The following is a 17561-nucleotide window of genomic DNA, read 5'->3' as shown; positions in this document are numbered from 1 at the left end:
CCGGGGCGGCCAGGCAGTCGGGCAGTCGAAGCGATCGACACATGCTCGACATTCGGCACTAACAGGACACCATGGGGCGGATTGGGCGTCGAGGGTCAGCGTCCCACCGCATACCCCTGCATCCCGCGCGCGTTGGCCGCCGCCGACAGCACTCCGGTGCGCGGGTCCCGCGCCACCGCGCACAGCCGCCCCTCCGACCACGGGTCTCCCACCGTGACGTCGTGCCCCCTGCGCCGCAGTCCCTCGACGACGTCCGCGCCGATCCGCGCCTCCACCGTGACGCTGCCGGGCCGCATGCCGCGCGGATAGAACGAGCTGGGGAAACCGTCGTTGTGCCAGTTCGGGGCGTCGATTGCGCCCTGGAGGTCGAGGCCGCCCCTGACCTGGCCGCGCAGCGCGACGGCGAGCAGGAAGTGCAACTGCCACTGGTCCTGCTGGTCGCCGCCGGGGGTACCGAAGGCGAGCACGGGCACGCCGTCGCACAGCACGAGGGACGGGGTGAGGGTGGTGCGGGGACGGCGGCCCGGGGTAAGGGAGTTGGGCAGTCCCTCCTCCAGCCAGGCCATCTGGAGCCGGGTGCCGAGCGGGAAGCCCAGCTCGGGCACGACGGGGTTGGACTGGAGCCAGCCGCCGCTGGGGGTGGCCGCGATCATGTTGCCCCAGCGGTCGACGACGTCGAGGTGGCAGGTGTCGCCAGGGGTGGCGCCGTCCGCGCCGACGGCGTCGGCACCGGGCCGGCCGCCGAACTCCGCGACGGTGGGCTCCCCGGCCCCCATCGGGTCGAAGCCGGGAGGGTCGGAGGTGACCACGCGCGCGTGCGCGGCGAGCCGCGGGGTGCGTCCGCCGGGGCTGCCCGGTCGCAGTTCACGGGACGCCGTCGCCTCGACGAGCGCGCGCCTGGCGGCGTTGTAGGGCGCCGACAGCAGGTCGTCGAGGGGGACGTCGGCCGCGTCGCCGTACCAGGCCTCGCGGTCGGCCATGGCGAGCTTGCAGCCCTCGACGAGCAGGTGGACGTAGTCGGCCGAGCCGTGGGCGGGCAGTTCGGGCGGCAGCAGCGCGAGTTGCTGAAGGAGGGCGGGGCCCTGGCTCCAGGGGCCCGCCTTGCACACCGTCCAACCGTTCCAGTCATAGCTGACGGGGGCCTCGTAGCCGGCGGACCAGCCGGCCAGGTCGGCCGCGGTGAGGGTGCCGGTGTGGCGTTCGCCGCTGGTGTCGAGGGTGGGGCGGGCGGCCTGCCGTACCAGGGCCTCGGCGATGAAGCCGGTGCGCCAGACCTCGCGGGCGGCCTCGATCTGGGCCTCCCGGTCCCCGGCGCCGGCGACCTCGGCGAGCAGTCTGCGCCAGGTGGCGGCGAGGGCGGGGTTGCGCAGGAGTTCGCCGGGGCGCGGGGCATGGCCGTCGCGGAGGTAGACGTCGGCGGACGACGTCCACTCCTTCTCGAAGAGGGAGCGGACGCTCTCCACGGTGGCGCCGACCTTCTCCACGGGCGCGTGGCCGTGTTCGGCGTAGCCGATGGCGTAGGAGAGGACGTCGGCGAGGGGTTGGGTGCCGTGGTCGCGCAGCAGCAGCATCCAGGCGTCGAAGGCGCCGGGGACGGCCGCCGCGAGCGGTCCGGTGCCGGGGACCAGGTCGAGGCCGAGGCTCTTGTAGTGGGCGACGGTGGCGCCGGCCGGGGCGACGCCCTGGCCGCACAGCACGCGCGCCTCGCCGCCCGCGGGGGCCAGCAGGACGGGCACCTCGCCTGCCGGGCCGTTGAGGTGGGGTTCGACGACGTGCAGGACGAACGCGCCCGCGACGGCGGCGTCGTAGGCGTTGCCGCCGTTCTCCAGGACGGCCATCGCCGACTGGGAGGCGAGCCAGTGGGTGGAGGACACCATGCCGAAGGTGCCTTGGAGCGTGGGTCGGGTGGTGAACTGCATCTGTCACCTCGCGGGTCGGCGTGCTCCGGTTCACGTGATCGTCCAGCAGGCTAACGATCGCCCGCACGCGCGCGTGCCCGTGCCCGGTTTCCGAGACGCACGCGCGCGTGGCAGCTTTCGGCGTTGGGCGTTGGGCTTTCGGCGTTGGGCGTTCGAGACGCACGCGCGCGTGGCCGCGTACGGCCCTCAGGACGCGGGTACGCGCGCGTGGTGGCCGGGGCGGGGTGTGACCGTGCTCGCACGGAGCGGCTTTCCGCTTCCGCACACCGGGAGTCGTGTGAAACTGTCGTCCCGTCCGCCGTGCGGGCCCTCTCCGCACACCGTCCCCCACCGAAAAGTGTGCCGTGCGCGATTTTCCTCTGCCGCTCGCTCTGACGGCACGGCTGTCACCGGTCGTCGTGCTGGCCGCGGTGGGCTGGGCCATGTCGTCCGGGCCGCTGGCCCCCGCTCCTGCCGCCGAGCGCGACGACGCCCGTGACACCGGCAGCCAGTCGGCCGCCGCGCCCTCGGAGTCGGCGCCCGCGCCGGCCGCGAAGTCGTTCAGCTCCGCGCCGAGCCCGTGCGGCAGCCTGGCCGCGAAGACGATCACGACGCTGGTGCCGGGCACCAAGTCGGCCGGGAAGGAGATACGGTCGACGGACGAGCAGGTGCGGCGCACCTGCTCCTGGAACGCGCTCAAGGGATACGACTACCGCTGGCTCGACGTGTCGTACGAGCTGATGGCCTCGGACGAGGCGGCGGAGAAGTCGTACACGTCCCGGATCGAGGACAAGAGCGGCGGCGGTCAGGTCCCCGGGGTCGGTGACGCGGGCTACTCGGTGGTGAACCTCACCACCGACGACAAGCAGGAGACCCGCGAGGGTGTCGTGGTGATCCGGGTCTCCAACGCGCTGGTGGTCGTCACCTACAACGGCAGCGACTTCGAGTCGAAGAAGGCGCCGAGCACGGACGAGATCAACAAGGGCGCCATCAAGGCGGCGAAGGAGGCGGTGGCCGCGCTGCGGAGCGGCGGCAAGACCGAGAGCGGCTGAGCGCTCTTTCCCGACGCCTCAACCCCCGGTCCGCCCGCCCCGCCCCACCGCCGCCGCCTCGCCGTCGGTGAGCCACGCCACCGCCTCCGCCGCCCGTGTGCCGGACTGCCGCCCCGCCGTTCGGCGGTCCGGCAGTCCGAACGGTCCGGCAGTCCGGCCGTCCGGCCGTGACGGATCTCAGACGGTGTCCGGTGCCTCTTCTCTTCGGCCGCGCAGCAGCATCAGCGCCAGGTAGAGGACCATCGAGGTGCCGAGGCCCACCGCCCAGCCGTAGGAGGCGAGCGGTTCGAGTGCCGGGATGGGCCGGCCGTCGATCAGCGGCTTGAAGTCGGCGCCGCCGACGGCCAGGACACCGCCGGTGACGAAGGCGGCGACGGCCCGCCAGTTCCAGCCGCCGTCGTACCAGTAGCGGCCGCCGGCCCGGTACAGGTCGACGAGGTCGAGCTTGCCCCGGCGCAGGATCCAGTAGTCGGCGATGAGGATGCCGGCGACGGTGCCGAGCAGCCCGCCGACCAGGCCGAGCCAGGTGAAGATGTAGCCCTGCGGGTCGGAGTAGAGCTTCCACGGAAAGATCAGCACGGCCAGCACACAGGTGACGAGCGCGCCGGTGCGGAAACTGATCTTCCGGGGCGCGATGTTGGAGAAGTCGAAGGCCGGGGAGACCAGGTTGGCCGCGATGTTCACGGACAGCGTGGCGACCAGGACGGTGACGAGCGCGAAGAGGAGACCGACCACGTTGTCGGTCTTCGCGGCCAACTGGACCGGGTCCCAGACCGGTTCTCCGTAGACGGCCTGCGAGCCGGAGGTGACCAGCACGGACAGGAACGCGAACAGCGTCATGGTGGTGGGGAGTCCGAGGGCCTGCCCGAGGGTCTGCGCCTTCTGGCTGCGGCCGTAGCGGGTGAAGTCGGGGATGTTCAGCGACAGGGTGGACCAGAAGCCGATCATGCCCATCAGGGAGGGCCAGAACAGCTTCCAGAAGTCGGCGCCCCAGCCCAGCTTGGACGGCTGGTCGAACAGCGGGCCGAAGCCGCCCGCCTTGGTGCTCATCCACCACAGCATCACGAACGCGCCGACCAGCACGAAGGGCGCGGCCCAGTTCTCGAAGCGGCGGATCGTCTCCATGCCCCGGTAGATGATGGCGATCTGGAGCGCCCAGAACAGCGCGAACGACAGCCACATCGTCCAGGCGTGGCCGCCGATCTCCCCGGCGTCGCTCCAGCCTGACCCGATCAGTTTGCCGGCCAGGAAGTAGATGGCCTCGCCGCCGATCCAGGTCTGGATGCCGAACCAGCCGCACGCCACCAACGCCCGTACGACGGCGGGCAGGTTGGCGCCGCGCACACCGAAGGAGGCGCGGGCGAAGACCGGGAAGGGGATGCCGTACTTGGGTCCCGCGTGCCCGGTGAGGAGCATCGGCACGAGCACGATCAGGTTGGCGAGGGCGATGGTGAGCACCGCCTGCTTCCAGTCCATGCCGACGGCGATGAGTCCGGAGGCGAGGGTCCAGGAGGCGGTGTTGTGGGCCATGCCGACCCAGAGCGCGGAGAAGTTGTACGTGGTCCAGGTGCGCTTCTCGACGGGGACGGGGAGCAGGTCCTCGTTGGCGTACGGTCCGGTGGGCAGCGGGGTCCCCGGCGCGATCTCCACGCGGCCGTCGGCGAGGGTGACGTGAGCGGTCGGCGGTATGGCCGAGGGTGCGGTGTCGGTCATGGGCAGGCCAATCGGGATGAGGTGGGACGGGAGAGGCCGTGCGGGCGAGCGGGGGGTGCGCGCGTGGGGTGCGCCCTGGCCCCCTTCCCGGCCTGCGGGAAGGGGGAGACCAACGAGGGGTGTGGGGGGGTTCAGCCGCCCAGGGCCGGGATCACCTGCGCGCCGTACGCGTCGATGACGGTCTCCTGGGCGTCGTGCATGTCGTAGAGGGCGAACTGGTCGACGCCGAGGGCCTGGAGCGCCTGGAGCTTCTCGATGTGCTTCTCGACCGGTCCGATGAGGCAGAACCGGTCGACGATCTCGTCGGGGACGAACTGGGTGTCGGGGTTGCCGGTACGTCCGTGGTGGGAGTAGTCGTACCCCTCACGGGACTTGATGTAGTCGGTGAGTTCCTCGGGGACCTGCGCGGAGTGCTCGCCGTACTTGGAGACGAGGTCGGCGACGTGGTTGCCGACCATCCCGCCGAACCAGCGGCACTGTTCGCGGGCGTGGGCGAGCGCCTCGGGCGAGTCGTCCTCGGTGACGTAGGCGGGGGCGGCGACGCAGATCTTCACCTCGGACGGGTCGCGTCCGGCGGCGACGGCGGCGTCCTTGACCGCCTTCACCATGTACTCGGTGAGGTAGAGGTCGGCGAGTTGGAGGATGAACCCGTCGGCCTCCTCGCCGGTCATCTTCAGCGCCTTCGGGCCGTACGCGGCCATCCAGACGGGGAGTTCGGCGCCGGGCCTGACCCAGGGGAACTTGATCACCGTGCCGCCGAGGTCGGCCTCCTCGCCGCGGCCGAGGGCGCGGATGACCTTCATGGCGGCGCTGATCCGGGCGAGGGTGTTGGGGGTGCGGCCGGCGACGCGCATCGCGGAGTCGCCGCGGCCGATACCGCACACCGTGCGGTTGCCGAACATGTCGTTGAGGGTGGCGAAGGTGGAGGCGGTGACCTCCCAGGTGCGGGTGCCCGGGTTGGTGACCATGGGGCCGACGGTCAACGTCGTGGTGTTCGCCAGGATCTGACTGTAGATCACGAACGGTTCCTGCCACAGCACGGCGGAGTCGAAGGTCCAGCCGTGGGTGAAGCCGTTGCGCTCGGCCCGCTGCATCAGGTCGACGACCTTGGTGGCCGGCGGGTCGGTCTGTAGGACGAGTCCGAAGTCCATGGGCGCCGCTCCTAGTTGAGGTACTGACAGGTCGAGCGCGGGGTGTAGACGCCGTGGCCGGCGTGCCCGGTGTACTCCCGCTCGGTGATGACGGGTTCGCCGCGCGAGAGGACCGTCTCGACGCGGCCGGTGAGGCGCTTGCCCTCGTACGCCGAGTAGTCGACGTTCATGTGGTGCGTCTCGGCGGAGACGATCTGCTCGGCGTGCGGGTCGTAGATGACGACGTCGGCGTCGGCGCCCGGGGCGATGGTGCCCTTCTTCGGGTACATGCCGAACATGCGGGCCGGGGTGGCGCAGCCGATCTCGATCCAGCGGCGGCGCGAGATGTGTCCGTCGACGACGGCCTGGTGGAGCAGGTCCATGCGGTTCTCGACGCCCGGCAGGCCGTTGGGGATCTTCGAGAAGTCGCCCCGGCCCAGCTCCTTCTGGCCCACGAAGCAGAAGGGGCAGTGGTCGGTGGAGACGACCTGGAGGTCGTTGGTGCGCAGCCCCTGCCAGAGTTTGGCCTGGTGGTCGCGGGGCCGCAGGGGCGTGCTGCACACGTACTTGGCGCCCTCGAAGTCGGGCTCGGCGAGGTTGTCGGTGGACAGGAACAGGTACTGCGGGCAGGTCTCGCCGAAGACGTTGAGGCCCTCGTCGCGGGCGCGGGCCAGTTCGGCGACCGCCTCGGCGGCGGAGACGTGCACGACGTACAGGGGTGCTCCGGCGACCTGGGCGAGCTTGATGGCGCGGTGGGTGGCCTCCGCCTCCAGGAGCGCCTTGCGGACCTCGCCGTGGTAGCGGGGGTCCGTCTCGCCGCGGGCCAGGGCCTGTTCGACGAGGACGTCGATGGCGATGCCGTTCTCGGCGTGCATCATGATGAGTCCGCCGTTGTCGGCGGCGCGCTGCATGGCGCGCAGGATCTGGCCGTCGTCGGAGTAGAAGACGCCGGGGTAGGCCATGAACTGCTTGAAGGAGGTGACTCCTTCCTGCACCAGCAGGTCCATCTCCTTGAGGGTGCCGTCGTTGACGTCGGAGACGATCATGTGGAAGCCGTAGTCGATGGCGCAGTTGCCCTCGGCCTTGGCGTGCCAGGCGTCGAGCCCCTCGCGCAGGGCGCCGCCGACGCTCTGGATGGCGAAGTCGACGATGGTCGTCGTGCCGCCCCAGGCGGCGGCGCGGGTGCCGGTCTCGAAGGTGTCGGCGGCCTTGGTGCCGCCGAACGGCATCTCCATGTGGGTGTGGGCGTCGACGCCGCCAGGGATGACGTACTTGCCGGTGGCGTCGATGGTCCGTTCGGCGGTCCACGCCTCGGCCGCCGTGGTGCCGGACGCGGCGAGGGCGGCGATCCGGCCGTCCTCGATCAGGACGTCGGCGTGCAGTTCGTCGGACGCGGTGATCACGAGGCCACCACGGATGACGGTTCGACTCATAACTCCCTCTCCTCAACAGGACGGTGGCGCATGCTCCGCGGATCTCCCCGGCGGGCCCGGTCCCCGTGCGCCGGGCCCGCCGGGGCGGGCGGTCGCGGTCAGGGAGCGGTCAGCGGGGAGTACGCGTCGGGACGGCGGTCCCGGTAGAACTGCCAGCGGTCGCGGACCTCGCGGAGTTTGGCCAGGTCCACGTCGCGGACGACGAGTTCGGTCTCCTTGTCGCCGGCGACCTCGCCGACGAACTGGCCCTCGGGGTCGACGAAGTAGCTCGTCCCGTAGAAGTCGTTGTCGCCGAGGTCCTCGACGCCGACCCGGTTGATGGCGCCGACGAAGTACTCGTTGGCGACGGCCGCCGCCGGCTGCTCCAACTGCCAGAGGTAGCGGGAGAGTCCGCGCGAGGTGGCCGACGGGTTGAAGACGATCTCGGCGCCTTCCAGGCCCAACGCCCGCCAGCCTTCCGGGAAGTGGCGGTCGTAGCAGATGTAGACGCCGATCTTGCCGACCGCGGTGTCGAAGACGGGCCAGCCGGCGTTGCCGGGGCGGAAGTAGAACTTCTCCCAGAACCCCTCGACCTGCGGGATGTGGTGCTTGCGGTACTTGCCGAGGTAGCTGCCGTCGGCGTCGATCACGGCGGCCGTGTTGTAGAGGACGCCGGGCTGCTCCTCCTCGTACATCGGCAGCACCAGGACGAGTCCCAGCTCCTTCGCGAGCGCCTGGAAACGCTTGACGATGGGTCCGTCCGGGATCTGTTCGGCGTACTCGTAGAACGCCTTGTCCTGGACCTGGCAGAAGTAGGGTCCGTAGAACAGCTCCTGGAAGCACAGCACCTGAGCGCCCTGCGCGGCCGCGTCGCGGGCCGCCTGCTCGTGTACCTGGATCATCGATTCCTTGTCGCCGGTCCAGGCCGTCTGGAAGATGGCGGCGCGGATCACTCTGCTCATCGGGACCTCCGGTCACTCGGTGTGCCAGAAGGCTAGGAAGTCCGAAAGCGGGCGTTGAGGTGCACCGTGTCACGTCTGCGGGCGCCTGGCGTACCACCGTGTCACGTCCTCGCCGACGCATGTTTCACCGCCGTTCTCCCAGGTCGTTTCATGTTTCACCCCTGTTGCGCGTCATGCGCGAGGAGCGCGATGTGCACCGAGGCGGCCTGTTCGAAGTCGTCGAGGTCGACGCCCATCCGGGCCTGGATGGCTTCGAGGCGGCGGTAGAGGGCGGGCCGGGAGACGTGGTGGAGCTGGGCGGTGCGGGACTTGTTGCGGCCGGTGGCGAGGTAGGTGCGCAGCACCGCCAGCAGGTCCTCGTCGGCCGCGCACAGCAGCCCGTCCAACTCCCGCTCCGCGAAGGCCTGTACATGGGGGTCGTCGCGCAACAGCCTGATCAGGCCGCGCAGATGGACGTCCTTGAGGCGGACGACGGCGGGCAGGTCGAGGGCGGCCGAGTGGTCGGCGACGGCGTCGGCGACGTGCTGGGCCTCGCGCAGTCCCGCGGGCACGTCGTCCCAGGCGGTGCGCGGTTCGGCGGCGGCCACCACGGCGCCCGGGGGGCCTGTCTCGGAGCGCAGCCGGGCCGCGAAGTGCCCGGTGAGCGTCTGGGCCTCCTGGTCGCGGGGGAGGCTGAGCAGCACGGCGGTGGCCCGGTCGGCGAGTTCGGCGACCAGCCCTGACATGCCCAGCATCCGCAGCACGCGGTCGAGTTGGCCGGGTTCGCTCTCGCGGACGACCAGCGGCACGAACGTCCGCCGGTTGACGGGCAGTCCCGCGGCCCGCGCCCTGGGCAGCAGCTGCCTGGCGGGGACGACACCGCTGAGCAGGTCGGTGAGCAGGCTCTGCGCGGACTGCTCCTCCCAGGTGTGGGCGGAGCTGCCGCCGAGCATGCGGTGCAGGACGAGGGCCTCGGCGGCGCGGTCGGCGAGGAGGCGTCCGGTGGCGGTGTCGCCGCGGTGCCCGCAGAGCACGATCTGGCCCCAGCGCTCGCCCCTGCCGCCCAGTTCGGCGCGGATCCAGCCGTCGCCCTCGGTGTGGCCGGCCTGCCGGGCGATGCGCTCCCAGTCGCGCAGCACGTCGTCCACGGCCGAGCGTTCGCCCGCGGTGGCGAGGACGCGGTGGGCGAGGTTGGTGACGACGACCGGGCAGGCGCTGTGCGCGGCGACCTCGTCGAGGAGGCGTTGCAGCGGGGCGCCCGCGGTGATCAGGCCGGTGAGGGCGGTGCGGACCGCCTCGGAGAGGCTGACGGCGGCGAACTTCCGCCGGACCAGCCTGGACTGCACCTCTTCGGTCAACTCCGCGAAGGGGAAGGGCCGGTGGAGCACGACCAGGGGGAGGCCGCACCGTTCGGCGGCCCGGCGCATCACGTCGGGCGGGGCGGGGAAGGCCCGGCCGAGGCCCAGGACGACGGCGGCGGCCTCGGCGCGGTGCAGCGAGCGGATGTACTCGGCCTGCTTCTCCTCGTCGCCCGCGAGGAGCACCCCGGTGGTCAGCACCATCTCGCCGCCGGTGAGCATCACACCGACGTCGGGCGCCTCGGCGACATGCACCCAGCGCACCGGCCGGTCGAGCTGCCCGGCGCCCGCCACCACCTCCGGTTCCCCGGCGAGCACCCGTTCCAGGGTGAGGACCTGCCGTACCGACAGGGCCGGTTCGAGGCGCTCCAGGGGCGCGAAGGTGGTGGTCATGGCGGTGTTCCCTTGCTCAGTTCACTACTGGTCGAGGCTCCTCAGAGCGTGGTCGAGGATCGCGGCGCCCTCTTCGGCCTCCGCGACGGTGAGGGACAGCGGCGGGGCGATCCGCAGCGCGCTGGTGTTGTGGCCGCCGCCCTTGCCGATGAGCAGGCCGCCCGCGCGGGCCGCCTCCAGCACGGCGGAGGCGGCGTCCGGGTCGGCCCGGTCGGAGCCCGGCGTGGTGAGTTCGACGCCGATCATCAGCCCGCGCCCGCGCACCTCGCGCACGTGTGGGACCCGCGCGGCGACGGCCCGCAGCCGCTCGATGAGTAGTCCGCCGACCCGGCGGGCGTTGCCCTGGAGGTCGTGCTCCAGCAGATAGGTGAGGTTGGCGAGCCCGGCCGCCATGGTGACCTGGGTGCCGCCGAACGTCGAAATGCTGTTGGAGTCCAGGCAGTTCATGATGTCGGCGCGGGCGACGACCCCGCCGATGGACATGCCGTTGCCGATGCCCTTGGCGAAGGTGAGGATGTCGGGCGGGCCGTTGCGGTCGTGTGCCTGCCAGCCCCAGAAGTGGTCGCCGGTGCGGCCCCAGCCGGTCTGCACCTCGTCGGCGATCCACAGGATGCCGCGCTCGCTCAGCACCTCGCGGAAGGCCGCGTACAGGCCGTCGGGTGGCGAGGTGAAGCCGCCGACGCCCTGGATCGGCTCGGCGATCAGGGCGGCGGGCGGGCGGGTGTGGCCGAGGAGGTCGGTGAGGTCGTCGACGCAGGCGCGGACGAAGCCGTCGTCGTCCATGGCGGCGAACGGGCCGCGGTTGCGGACCCCGCCGTGCACGTACATCGTCTGGAGCGGGGAGAGCGAGGTCGGGGACCAGCCGCGGTTGCCGGTGATGCCGACCGAGCTGAACGAGCGGCCGTGGTAGCTGTTGCGCATCGCGAGGATGGTGTTGCTGCGCCGGTAGGTGGTGGCGAGCAGCAGCGCGGTGTCGTTCGCCTCGGTGCCCGAGGTGGTGAAGAAGACCCTGGCGTCCGGGATGCCGCTCAACTGGGCCACCCGCTCGGCCAGTTCGACCATCGGGCGGTTCAGGTAGAGGGTGGAGGAGTGGATGATCCGCCCGGCCTGCTCGGTGACCGCCTTGGTGACCTCGGGCAGGGCGTGCGCGGTCATGGTGGTGAGGATGCCGCCGAAGAAGTCCAGGTACTTGGTGCCGTGGGCGTCCCAGACGTACCGTCCCTCGCCGTGCGTGATCTCCAGCGGGTCCTGGTAGTAGAGGGCGAGCCAGTCGGGCAGGACGTCCCGGTGGCGTCCCAGCAGGTCGTCGGTCACGGCCGCACCAGCCCCTCGTACGCGTCGGGCCGCCGGTCGCGGTAGAACGCCCACTGCCGGCGGACCTCCTCGATCAGGTCGAAGTCCAGGTCCCGCACGAGGAGTTCCTCCGAGGTGTCACTGGCTACGTCACCGACGAACCGGCCGCGCGGGTCGACGAAGTAGGAGGTGCCGTAGAAGTCGTTGTCCCCGTACTCCTCCTGCCCGACCCGGTTGATGGCGGCGACGAAGTACTCGTTGGCGACGGCCGCGGCCGGCTGCTCCAACTGCCACAGGTAGGCGGAGAGGCCGCGCGAGGTGGCCGACGGGTTGAACACCAACTGCGCGCCGTTGAGTCCGAGTTGCCGCCAGCCTTCGGGGAAGTGCCGGTCGTAGCAGATGTAGACGCCGATCCGGCCGACGGCGGTGTCGAAGACCGGCCAACCGGCGTTGCCGGGACGGAAGTAGTACTTCTCCCAGAACCCGGCGACCTGCGGAATGTGGTGCTTGCGGTACTTGCCGAGGTAGCTGCCGTCGGCGTCGATCACGGCGGCCGTGTTGTAGTAGAACCCGGACTGCTCGACCTCGAAGACCGGGACGACGATCACCATGCCGGTCTCCCTGGCCAGCTCCCGCATCCGGGTCACGGTCGGCCCGTCGGGCACCGGCTCGGCCCAGCGGTAGTGCTCCGGCTCCTGGACCTGGCAGAAGTAGGGGGCGTTGAAGACCTCCTGGAAGCCGATGATCCTCGCGCCGAGGCGGGCCGCCTCACGGGCGTGCTCCTCGTGTTTCGCCACCATGGACTCGGAGTCTCCGGTCCAGGTGGCCTGGACCAGGGCCGCGCGGACGACGTTGGCCATGAGCTGCTCCTTCGACGGGACGTTCGTCCCTCTACGCCCGTAGACGAAGGACGTAGAGGGACGAACGTAAGCCTCCCCGGCGGCCTTGCCAAGACCATCGTCGTTAACCCGCTGAGTCGATCACGTTTCGCACTCAGGTGGGCGAGTGCCGACCTCAGCCGGCCAGACCGGCGACCCGCAGCGCGTGCACCAGATCCCAGTGCCGCTGCTCCGAAACCCCCCGCGCGGCCGCCAGGAGCAGCGGTACGAGGGTCCCCGGGTCGGGTTCGGCGCTGCGGACCGCCTCCTCGGGGGTGCGGACCCTGACGTAGGCGTCGAGCAGGGCGCCCACCTCGCGCCCGCGCCCCTCCCCCACCAGGCCGAGGACGGCCTCGGCGATTTCGGGGGCGGGGCGGGCGACGCCCTGGCGCAGCACCTGCTCGCCGTCGGGCGCGCGCCCGGCGGCCACCAGCGCGTCGGCCGCCGCGACCAGCCGGTCCGCGGGCAGCGAGGCGGCCTCCCAGAGCAGGGTGGCCCAGTCGGCGCCGAGCCCGGCCCGCTGGAGTTCGGCCGCGAGCGGCGGGAACCGGACGGCGGGCCAGTGCGCGCACTCGACGAGCAGCACATGCGCCTCACCGCTGCGCCCCTCGGCCCGCAGCCGCAGCAGCCTCCCGACGGCCTCGACGACCTCCCCTGGCGTCCCGGCGTCGGCCGGCGGCTCGGGCCGTGGCTCCGCCGGCGCCGCCACGGCGGCGCCCCCGGCGAACCGGGCACCCCGCGGGGACCGCCGACCGCCCGCACCGGGCGCGGCCGTCTCACCGCCGGGGGCGGGAGCGGGCGGGACGACGACGGGTGCGACGTCGTCGGCGGCCATCCCGGCGAACCGGGCACCGCCGCGCCGGCGCTTGCGGGGTCTGGCGGCGGGCTCGGGGACCTCGGGGCGGGAGGGGACGGCGTCGGACGGAGCGGTGGCGGAGTGCGAGGCGTCGTAGGCGTCGTCGGCGTGCGCGGTGCCGTACGGGTCGCTCCGGTCGTACGGGTCGTTCTGGTCGTACGGATCGCTCGGGTCGTACGGGTCGTTCGGGTGCGGGGTGCCGTACGGGGGGTGGGGATCGTGCGGGTCGTGGTGTCCGGCTCGCTCCGGGGTGCGCGGCTGGGGGACTCCCGTGCCGCTCCCCCGCCGCGCCGTCTCCGTGTCGCCGGCCCGGCCTCTGCGGTCCGACTCCGTGATACGGGTGCGGAGTTCGGCGCAGCGGGCGGTGGCGCGCTCATGGTCGTCGTGGGCCCAGGCGAGGTCGAGGCGGAGGGCGTCGGCGGCCTCGCGGGTGGTGGCGGTGGTGAGCAACCGCCCCAGTTCCGCCTGGCGTTCGGCCGCGTAGCGCTGTTCGCGGAGCATGACGTCGAGCCGGTCGCCGAGTGCGTCCCGGCCGCCGGGCCTGGCGTCGTAGGCGTCGAGGGCGGCCAAGTGCAGATCGCGGGCCCGGTCTTGCTCCCGGTCGGCCGCCTCCGGCCCCTGGGCGGCGGCGAGATCCTGCAACAGCGCCTCGATCACGTCCCACGGGGGGATCTCGCGGCCGTCGAGGCAGGCCCGCATGCCGTCGGGGTCGCGCTGCCAGAACACCGCGCACCAGCCGCCGCCGTGGTCGACGCGGGCCAGCAGACCGGCCAGGTAGTGCGTGAACTCCCGCACCTGTCCCGGAAGTCGATCCACGTCCATCGCCCAACTCCCACCAGACCGGAGCACTCCGGTCCGTAGCCAACACGAGCGGTGTTACGGGAGCGCTACAGCGAGTTTTCCGACGGAACGCACGCTACGCCGCTGACGCCGTGCGGGGGTGCGGGACGGGCGGACTCATGCCATTCACACAGGGGCGGCCTCACACAGACCGGCCAGTTCGTCCATCGAGAGACCGAGGGCGCGGGCGAGGGCGGCGACCGTGAAGAAGGCCGGGGTGGGGGCGCGGCCGGTCTCGATCTTGCGGAGCGTCTCGGCGGAGATGCCGGCGCAGGCGGCGACGTCCGCCATGCTCCGGCCGCCACGGGACTCGCGCAGCAGCCGGCCGAGCCGTTCGCCGCGTTCGCGTTCTTCGGGGGTGAGAGGGGTGCGCACCATGACGGCATTCTAATACCGGTATAGTAATTGGCGCGAGGGGGCCGGGACAGCACTGGGACAGGGCCGCGACGGGGCTGAGGGCAGCGCCGTCGAGCGACGCCGCGCGCGGGGCGGGGCGAGTCGCCGGCCGCGGCCTGATCACCGGACGGGACGCCGCTGACGTGCGCGTTTCCCTGCTGGGACTGGACGAGGCGACCCTTGGGGCGCCGGGCGCCCGCCGCCGTCGCCCGGCGCCGTCACGGCGACGGCACCGGGCGACCTCAGCGCGAAGCATCCGGCACCTCGGTGCCGATGGACCGGCGCGGGCGGCCGGGGCCCGGGGGGGGCCGGGGGTCCGGGGGGGCCAGCGGTCCGGGGGCAAGCCCACCCGGTGCCGGAAGGCCCCGCGCCGGCCCCCCGGCACCACTCCGGACCCGAGGCTCCGCTCAGAACCTGCGGCTCCGCTCAGAACCTGCGGCTCCACTCAGAACCTGCGGCTCCACTCAGGACCCGTGCCCCTGCTCAGAACCCACGCCCCCGCTCCGCCCCCGTGGCCCCGCTCCGTCCTACCGCGCGGGCCGTACCACCATCGCCGAGCCGCCGCCCCGCCTGACCGTCTCCGCCGCCGCCAGCCACTTGCCGTTGGGCAGGCGTTGGACGCCGGTCGCCGCGCCGATCTCCGGGTTGAGGGTGAAGGCGTGGCCGATGGCCGCGAGCTTCGTCTTCAACGCGCTGTCGTAGAGGCCGGGTTCGAGTTCCGTGGTGGCCGCGTTGCGCTGGCTGGCGCGGGGGGCGGCGATGGCGTCGACGAGCGGGAGGCCGCGGTCGACGAACTCCGTGAGGGTCTGGAGCACGGTGGTGATGATGGTGGCGCCACCGGGCGAACCGAGCGCCACGACCGGCTTGTCGTGCTTGTCGAGCACGATCGTCGGCGAGATCGACGAGCGCGGCCGCTTGCCGGGCCCCGGCAGGTTCGGGTCGTGCACGGCCGGGTTGGCCGGGCTGAAGGAGAAGTCGGTCAGCTCGTTGTTGAGCAGGAAGCCGCGGCCGGGCACGGTGATGCCGCTGCCGCCGGTCTGCTCGATGGTGAGGGTGTAGGAGACGACGTTGCCCCACTTGTCGGCGGTCGTGAGGTGCGTGGTGTTCTCGCCCTCGTACGTCGTCGGCGCGGCCGTTCCGCCGGCCCCGCAGGGGGCCGGACGACGCGGGTCGCCGGGCGCGAGCGGGCTGGTGAGGACGGCGTCGTCCTTGATCAGGCAGGCGCGCGAGTCGGCGTACTTCTGGGAGAGCAGTTCCTTCGTGGGGACCTTCTCGAAGGCCGGGTCGCCGACCCAGCGCCCCCGGTCGGCGAACGCGATCCGGCTGGCCTCGATGTAGTGGTGCAGGTACTGGACCTCGCTCGCCTTCGAGAGGTCCGTCCGCTCCAGGATGTTCAGGGCCTCACCGACCGTGGTGCCACCGGAGGAGGACGGCGCGATGGAGTAGACGCCGAGGCCGCGGTACTTGGTCCTGGTGGGTGCCTGGAGCTTGGCGCGGTAGGCGGCGAGGTCCTTCACCGAGAGCTTGCCCGGCCGCGCGTTCCAGCCCGAACCCGGGTCGACCGGGGGCTTGTTGGCGGTGGCGACGATGTCCTTGCCGAGGTCGCCGCGGTAGATGGCGCCGACGCCCTTGCGGGCCAACTCGGCGTAGGTGCGGGCGAGATCGGGGTTCTTGAAGGTGGAGCCGACGACCGGGAGCTTCCCTCGGGGCAGGAACAGCTTGGCGGTGTCGGGGAAGTAGCGGAACCGGGTCTCGTTCGCGGCGGTCTGCGAGCGGAAGGTGTCGTCGACCGTGAAGCCGTCGCGGGCGAGCCGCTCGGCGGGCTTCAGCACCCCGGCGAGCGGCTTGCTGCCCCACCGGTCGAGAGCCGTCTGCCAGGTCGCGGGCGTGCCGGGCGTGCCGACGCTGAGGCCGCTGGTGACGGCGTCGGCGAAGGCGAGCGGCTTGCCGTTCTCGGTGAAGAGGCCGGAGTCGGCCGTCAGTGGCGCGGTCTCGCGGCCGTCGATGGTGCGCACGGTACGGGACTTGGCGTCGTAGTAGACGAAGTAGCCGCCTCCGCCGATCCCGGAGGAGTACGGCTCGGTCACGCCGAGGGCGGCGGCCGTGGCGACGGCGGCGTCCACCGCGTTGCCGCCCTTGCGGAGGACCTCGATACCGGCCGCCGAGGCGTCCGCGTCGACGCTGGCGACCGCGCCGCCGTAGCCGACCGCGACCGGGACTTTCGTCGGGGTGCCGCTGGTGGCCGCGGGTGGCGCCGTGGCACCCACCGACACCACGGCGGCCGAGACCGCCAGGACCGACAGTTTTCGCGCGACAGGGCGACGCATCCGTACCTCCAGGCAGAGATCGTCCAGGCAGCCTAGGGCATCACCATGGCCACGTCAGGAGCGCGCCGACGGCGCACGGGTGACACCGTCGACGTGCCGGGTCAGGGGAGTGAATGCTGCGATGCCGTCACGACGGGCGCCCCCTCCTGAGGGGGCCGCGCTGCCGGACTCGAACACGGGTTTGCGCGAGCCCGCTACCATGCGCGCCCATGACTGACGACGTGCTCACCATCGTCCTGGGCGTCGTGGCCGCCGGTCTCAGTGCCGCGCTCGGCTGGCTGGCCCGCACCTACCTCTGGAAGCGCCGGCTCCGCCGCAAGCAGGCGTTCTTCGGGCTGCCCGACAACTCGGAGTCGCTGCTCGTGGTGAACCGGGAGGCGGGCGGCCCCGAACTGACCGTGATGCGCCACGACGTGTTCGCGCTGCTCGAACTCGCCGCGATCGTCAAGGACTGCAACGCGCACGCGCAGATCGTCGCGCACGACGCGGCGCAGCAGGGGTTCGGCGAGCGCACCGAGTTCTGTGTGGGCGGTCCGGCCTCCAACCGGCGGATGATGGCGCATCTCGCCTCGCTGCTGCCGGGGGTGCGGGTGAACGTCGATCCCGAACCCGGCCCGGACCGCGGGGCGTTCCAGATCGGCAGCGAGCGCTACCGGCTGGAGGCGGGCCGCGCCGAGTACGTGATCCTGGCCCGGCTCACCGCGGGGCAGAGCCGCGAGGTGCGGCCGGTGTTCCTCTTCTGCGGCCAGCGCGCGATCACCAACCAGGCGGCGACCCGGTATCTCGCGCGCCGGCACGAGCGGTTGTGGCGCAAACATGGCAACGCGTCGTTCGTGCTGCTGCTGAAGGTCGTCAACTCGCAGGCGTACGGGCCCGATGTGGTGGAACTGGTCGCGGACGTGACGCGGGCCGCACAGGCGCCGCTGCCGACGCCCGCACCTGCGACGACCCCGCGCAGCACGCACCGCGCGACCTGAGCCCCGGCACCTTCGGGCAATCGTTACCGCCACGTGACTCAACGGCGGGTTACCCAGAGTAAGAAGCCGCGGTTACCGTCGGGTCACTTTGCAGCCA

General features: G+C 72.1%; 13 protein-coding genes. 2 read left to right on the top strand and 11 right to left on the bottom strand.

Features of this window, described 5'->3' with window-relative positions; genetic code table 11:
* Positions 1 to 95: 95 nt before the first annotated feature.
* On the bottom strand, positions 96 to 1919 hold the full coding sequence (locus DDJ31_RS31880; protein ID WP_127176948.1) for a gamma-glutamyltransferase family protein: 1824 nt from the start codon (positions 1917 to 1919) through the stop codon (positions 96 to 98).
* Between the two features lie 344 nt (positions 1920 to 2263).
* Between DDJ31_RS31880 and DDJ31_RS31875 the strand changes: the two genes are divergently transcribed.
* On the top strand, positions 2264 to 2950 hold the full coding sequence (locus DDJ31_RS31875; protein WP_127176949.1) for a hypothetical protein: 687 nt from the start codon (positions 2264 to 2266) through the stop codon (positions 2948 to 2950).
* Positions 2951 to 3127: 177 nt separating this feature from the next.
* Here the strand turns inward: DDJ31_RS31875 and DDJ31_RS31870 are convergent, their stop codons facing one another.
* The 10 genes from DDJ31_RS31870 to ggt form a co-directional block, all read right to left on the bottom strand.
* Complete coding sequence (locus DDJ31_RS31870; protein ID WP_127176950.1) at positions 3128 to 4663, bottom strand: NCS1 family nucleobase:cation symporter-1; 1536 nt, start codon at positions 4661 to 4663, stop codon at positions 3128 to 3130.
* A gap of 131 nt (positions 4664 to 4794) precedes the next feature.
* Positions 4795 to 5814, bottom strand: a complete 1020-nt coding sequence (locus DDJ31_RS31865) for a TIGR03842 family LLM class F420-dependent oxidoreductase (protein WP_127176951.1) — start codon at positions 5812 to 5814, stop codon at positions 4795 to 4797.
* A gap of 11 nt (positions 5815 to 5825) precedes the next feature.
* Entirely contained in the window at positions 5826 to 7226 is a 1401-nt protein-coding gene (gene hydA, locus DDJ31_RS31860; protein ID WP_127176952.1) for a dihydropyrimidinase, read from the bottom strand.
* Positions 7227 to 7324: 98 nt separating this feature from the next.
* Positions 7325 to 8167: a nitrilase-related carbon-nitrogen hydrolase gene (locus tag DDJ31_RS31855; RefSeq protein ID WP_127176953.1), complete on the bottom strand. Its 843-nt coding sequence runs from the start codon at positions 8165 to 8167 to the stop codon at positions 7325 to 7327.
* A gap of 155 nt (positions 8168 to 8322) precedes the next feature.
* A complete protein-coding gene (locus DDJ31_RS31850) occupies positions 8323 to 9897 on the bottom strand; it encodes a PucR family transcriptional regulator (protein WP_127176954.1) in 1575 nt (524 codons plus the stop codon).
* Positions 9898 to 9921: 24 nt separating this feature from the next.
* On the bottom strand, positions 9922 to 11211 hold the full coding sequence (locus DDJ31_RS31845) for an aspartate aminotransferase family protein (protein ID WP_127176955.1): 1290 nt from the start codon (positions 11209 to 11211) through the stop codon (positions 9922 to 9924).
* A complete protein-coding gene (locus DDJ31_RS31840) occupies positions 11208 to 12050 on the bottom strand; it encodes a nitrilase-related carbon-nitrogen hydrolase (RefSeq protein WP_127176956.1) in 843 nt (280 codons plus the stop codon). The genes DDJ31_RS31845 and DDJ31_RS31840 overlap by 4 nt, the downstream gene beginning before the upstream one ends.
* Positions 12051 to 12204: 154 nt before the next feature.
* Positions 12205 to 13746: a hypothetical protein gene (locus DDJ31_RS31835; protein ID WP_127176957.1), complete on the bottom strand. Its 1542-nt coding sequence runs from the start codon at positions 13744 to 13746 to the stop codon at positions 12205 to 12207.
* Between the two features lie 144 nt (positions 13747 to 13890).
* Positions 13891 to 14142, bottom strand: coding sequence for a helix-turn-helix domain-containing protein (locus DDJ31_RS31830; RefSeq protein WP_127176958.1), 252 nt, complete (start codon positions 14140 to 14142; stop codon positions 13891 to 13893).
* Positions 14143 to 14687: 545 nt separating this feature from the next.
* Entirely contained in the window at positions 14688 to 16487 is a 1800-nt protein-coding gene (ggt, locus tag DDJ31_RS31825; RefSeq protein WP_127176959.1) for a gamma-glutamyltransferase, read from the bottom strand.
* Between the two features lie 209 nt (positions 16488 to 16696).
* Here ggt and DDJ31_RS31820 point away from each other — a divergent pair, with 209 nt between their 5' ends.
* Positions 16697 to 17464, top strand: a complete 768-nt coding sequence (locus DDJ31_RS31820; protein WP_164784857.1) for a hypothetical protein — start codon at positions 16697 to 16699, stop codon at positions 17462 to 17464.
* Positions 17465 to 17561 lie beyond the last annotated feature (97 nt).

The sequence above is a fragment of the Streptomyces griseoviridis genome (assembly GCF_005222485.1).
Taxonomy (GTDB): Bacteria; Actinomycetota; Actinomycetes; order Streptomycetales; family Streptomycetaceae; genus Streptomyces; species Streptomyces hintoniae.
The sequence above is the reverse complement of the archived record's forward strand: the minus strand, read 5'-3'. Positions and strand labels throughout refer to the sequence as shown.

What these genes read in the sequence shown, in the direction of transcription:
- DDJ31_RS31880 (WP_127176948.1), bottom strand. Translation starts at nt 1,919, where the DNA reads ATGCAGTTCACCACCCGACCCACGCTCCAAGGCACCTTCGGCATGGTG.
- DDJ31_RS31870 (WP_127176950.1), bottom strand. Translation starts at nt 4,663, where the DNA reads ATGACCGACACCGCACCCTCGGCCATACCGCCGACCGCTCACGTCACC.
- DDJ31_RS31865 (WP_127176951.1), bottom strand. Translation starts at nt 5,814, where the DNA reads ATGGACTTCGGACTCGTCCTACAGACCGACCCGCCGGCCACCAAGGTC.
- hydA (WP_127176952.1), bottom strand. Translation starts at nt 7,226, where the DNA reads ATGAGTCGAACCGTCATCCGTGGTGGCCTCGTGATCACCGCGTCCGAC.
- DDJ31_RS31855 (WP_127176953.1), bottom strand. Translation starts at nt 8,167, where the DNA reads ATGAGCAGAGTGATCCGCGCCGCCATCTTCCAGACGGCCTGGACCGGC.
- DDJ31_RS31850 (WP_127176954.1), bottom strand. Translation starts at nt 9,897, where the DNA reads ATGACCACCACCTTCGCGCCCCTGGAGCGCCTCGAACCGGCCCTGTCG.
- DDJ31_RS31840 (WP_127176956.1), bottom strand. Translation starts at nt 12,050, where the DNA reads ATGGCCAACGTCGTCCGCGCGGCCCTGGTCCAGGCCACCTGGACCGGA.
- DDJ31_RS31835 (WP_127176957.1), bottom strand. Translation starts at nt 13,746, where the DNA reads ATGGACGTGGATCGACTTCCGGGACAGGTGCGGGAGTTCACGCACTAC.
- DDJ31_RS31830 (WP_127176958.1), bottom strand. Translation starts at nt 14,142, where the DNA reads ATGGTGCGCACCCCTCTCACCCCCGAAGAACGCGAACGCGGCGAACGG.
- ggt (WP_127176959.1), bottom strand. Translation starts at nt 16,487, where the DNA reads ATGCGTCGCCCTGTCGCGCGAAAACTGTCGGTCCTGGCGGTCTCGGCC.
- DDJ31_RS31820 (WP_164784857.1), top strand. Translation starts at nt 16,697, where the DNA reads ATGACTGACGACGTGCTCACCATCGTCCTGGGCGTCGTGGCCGCCGGT.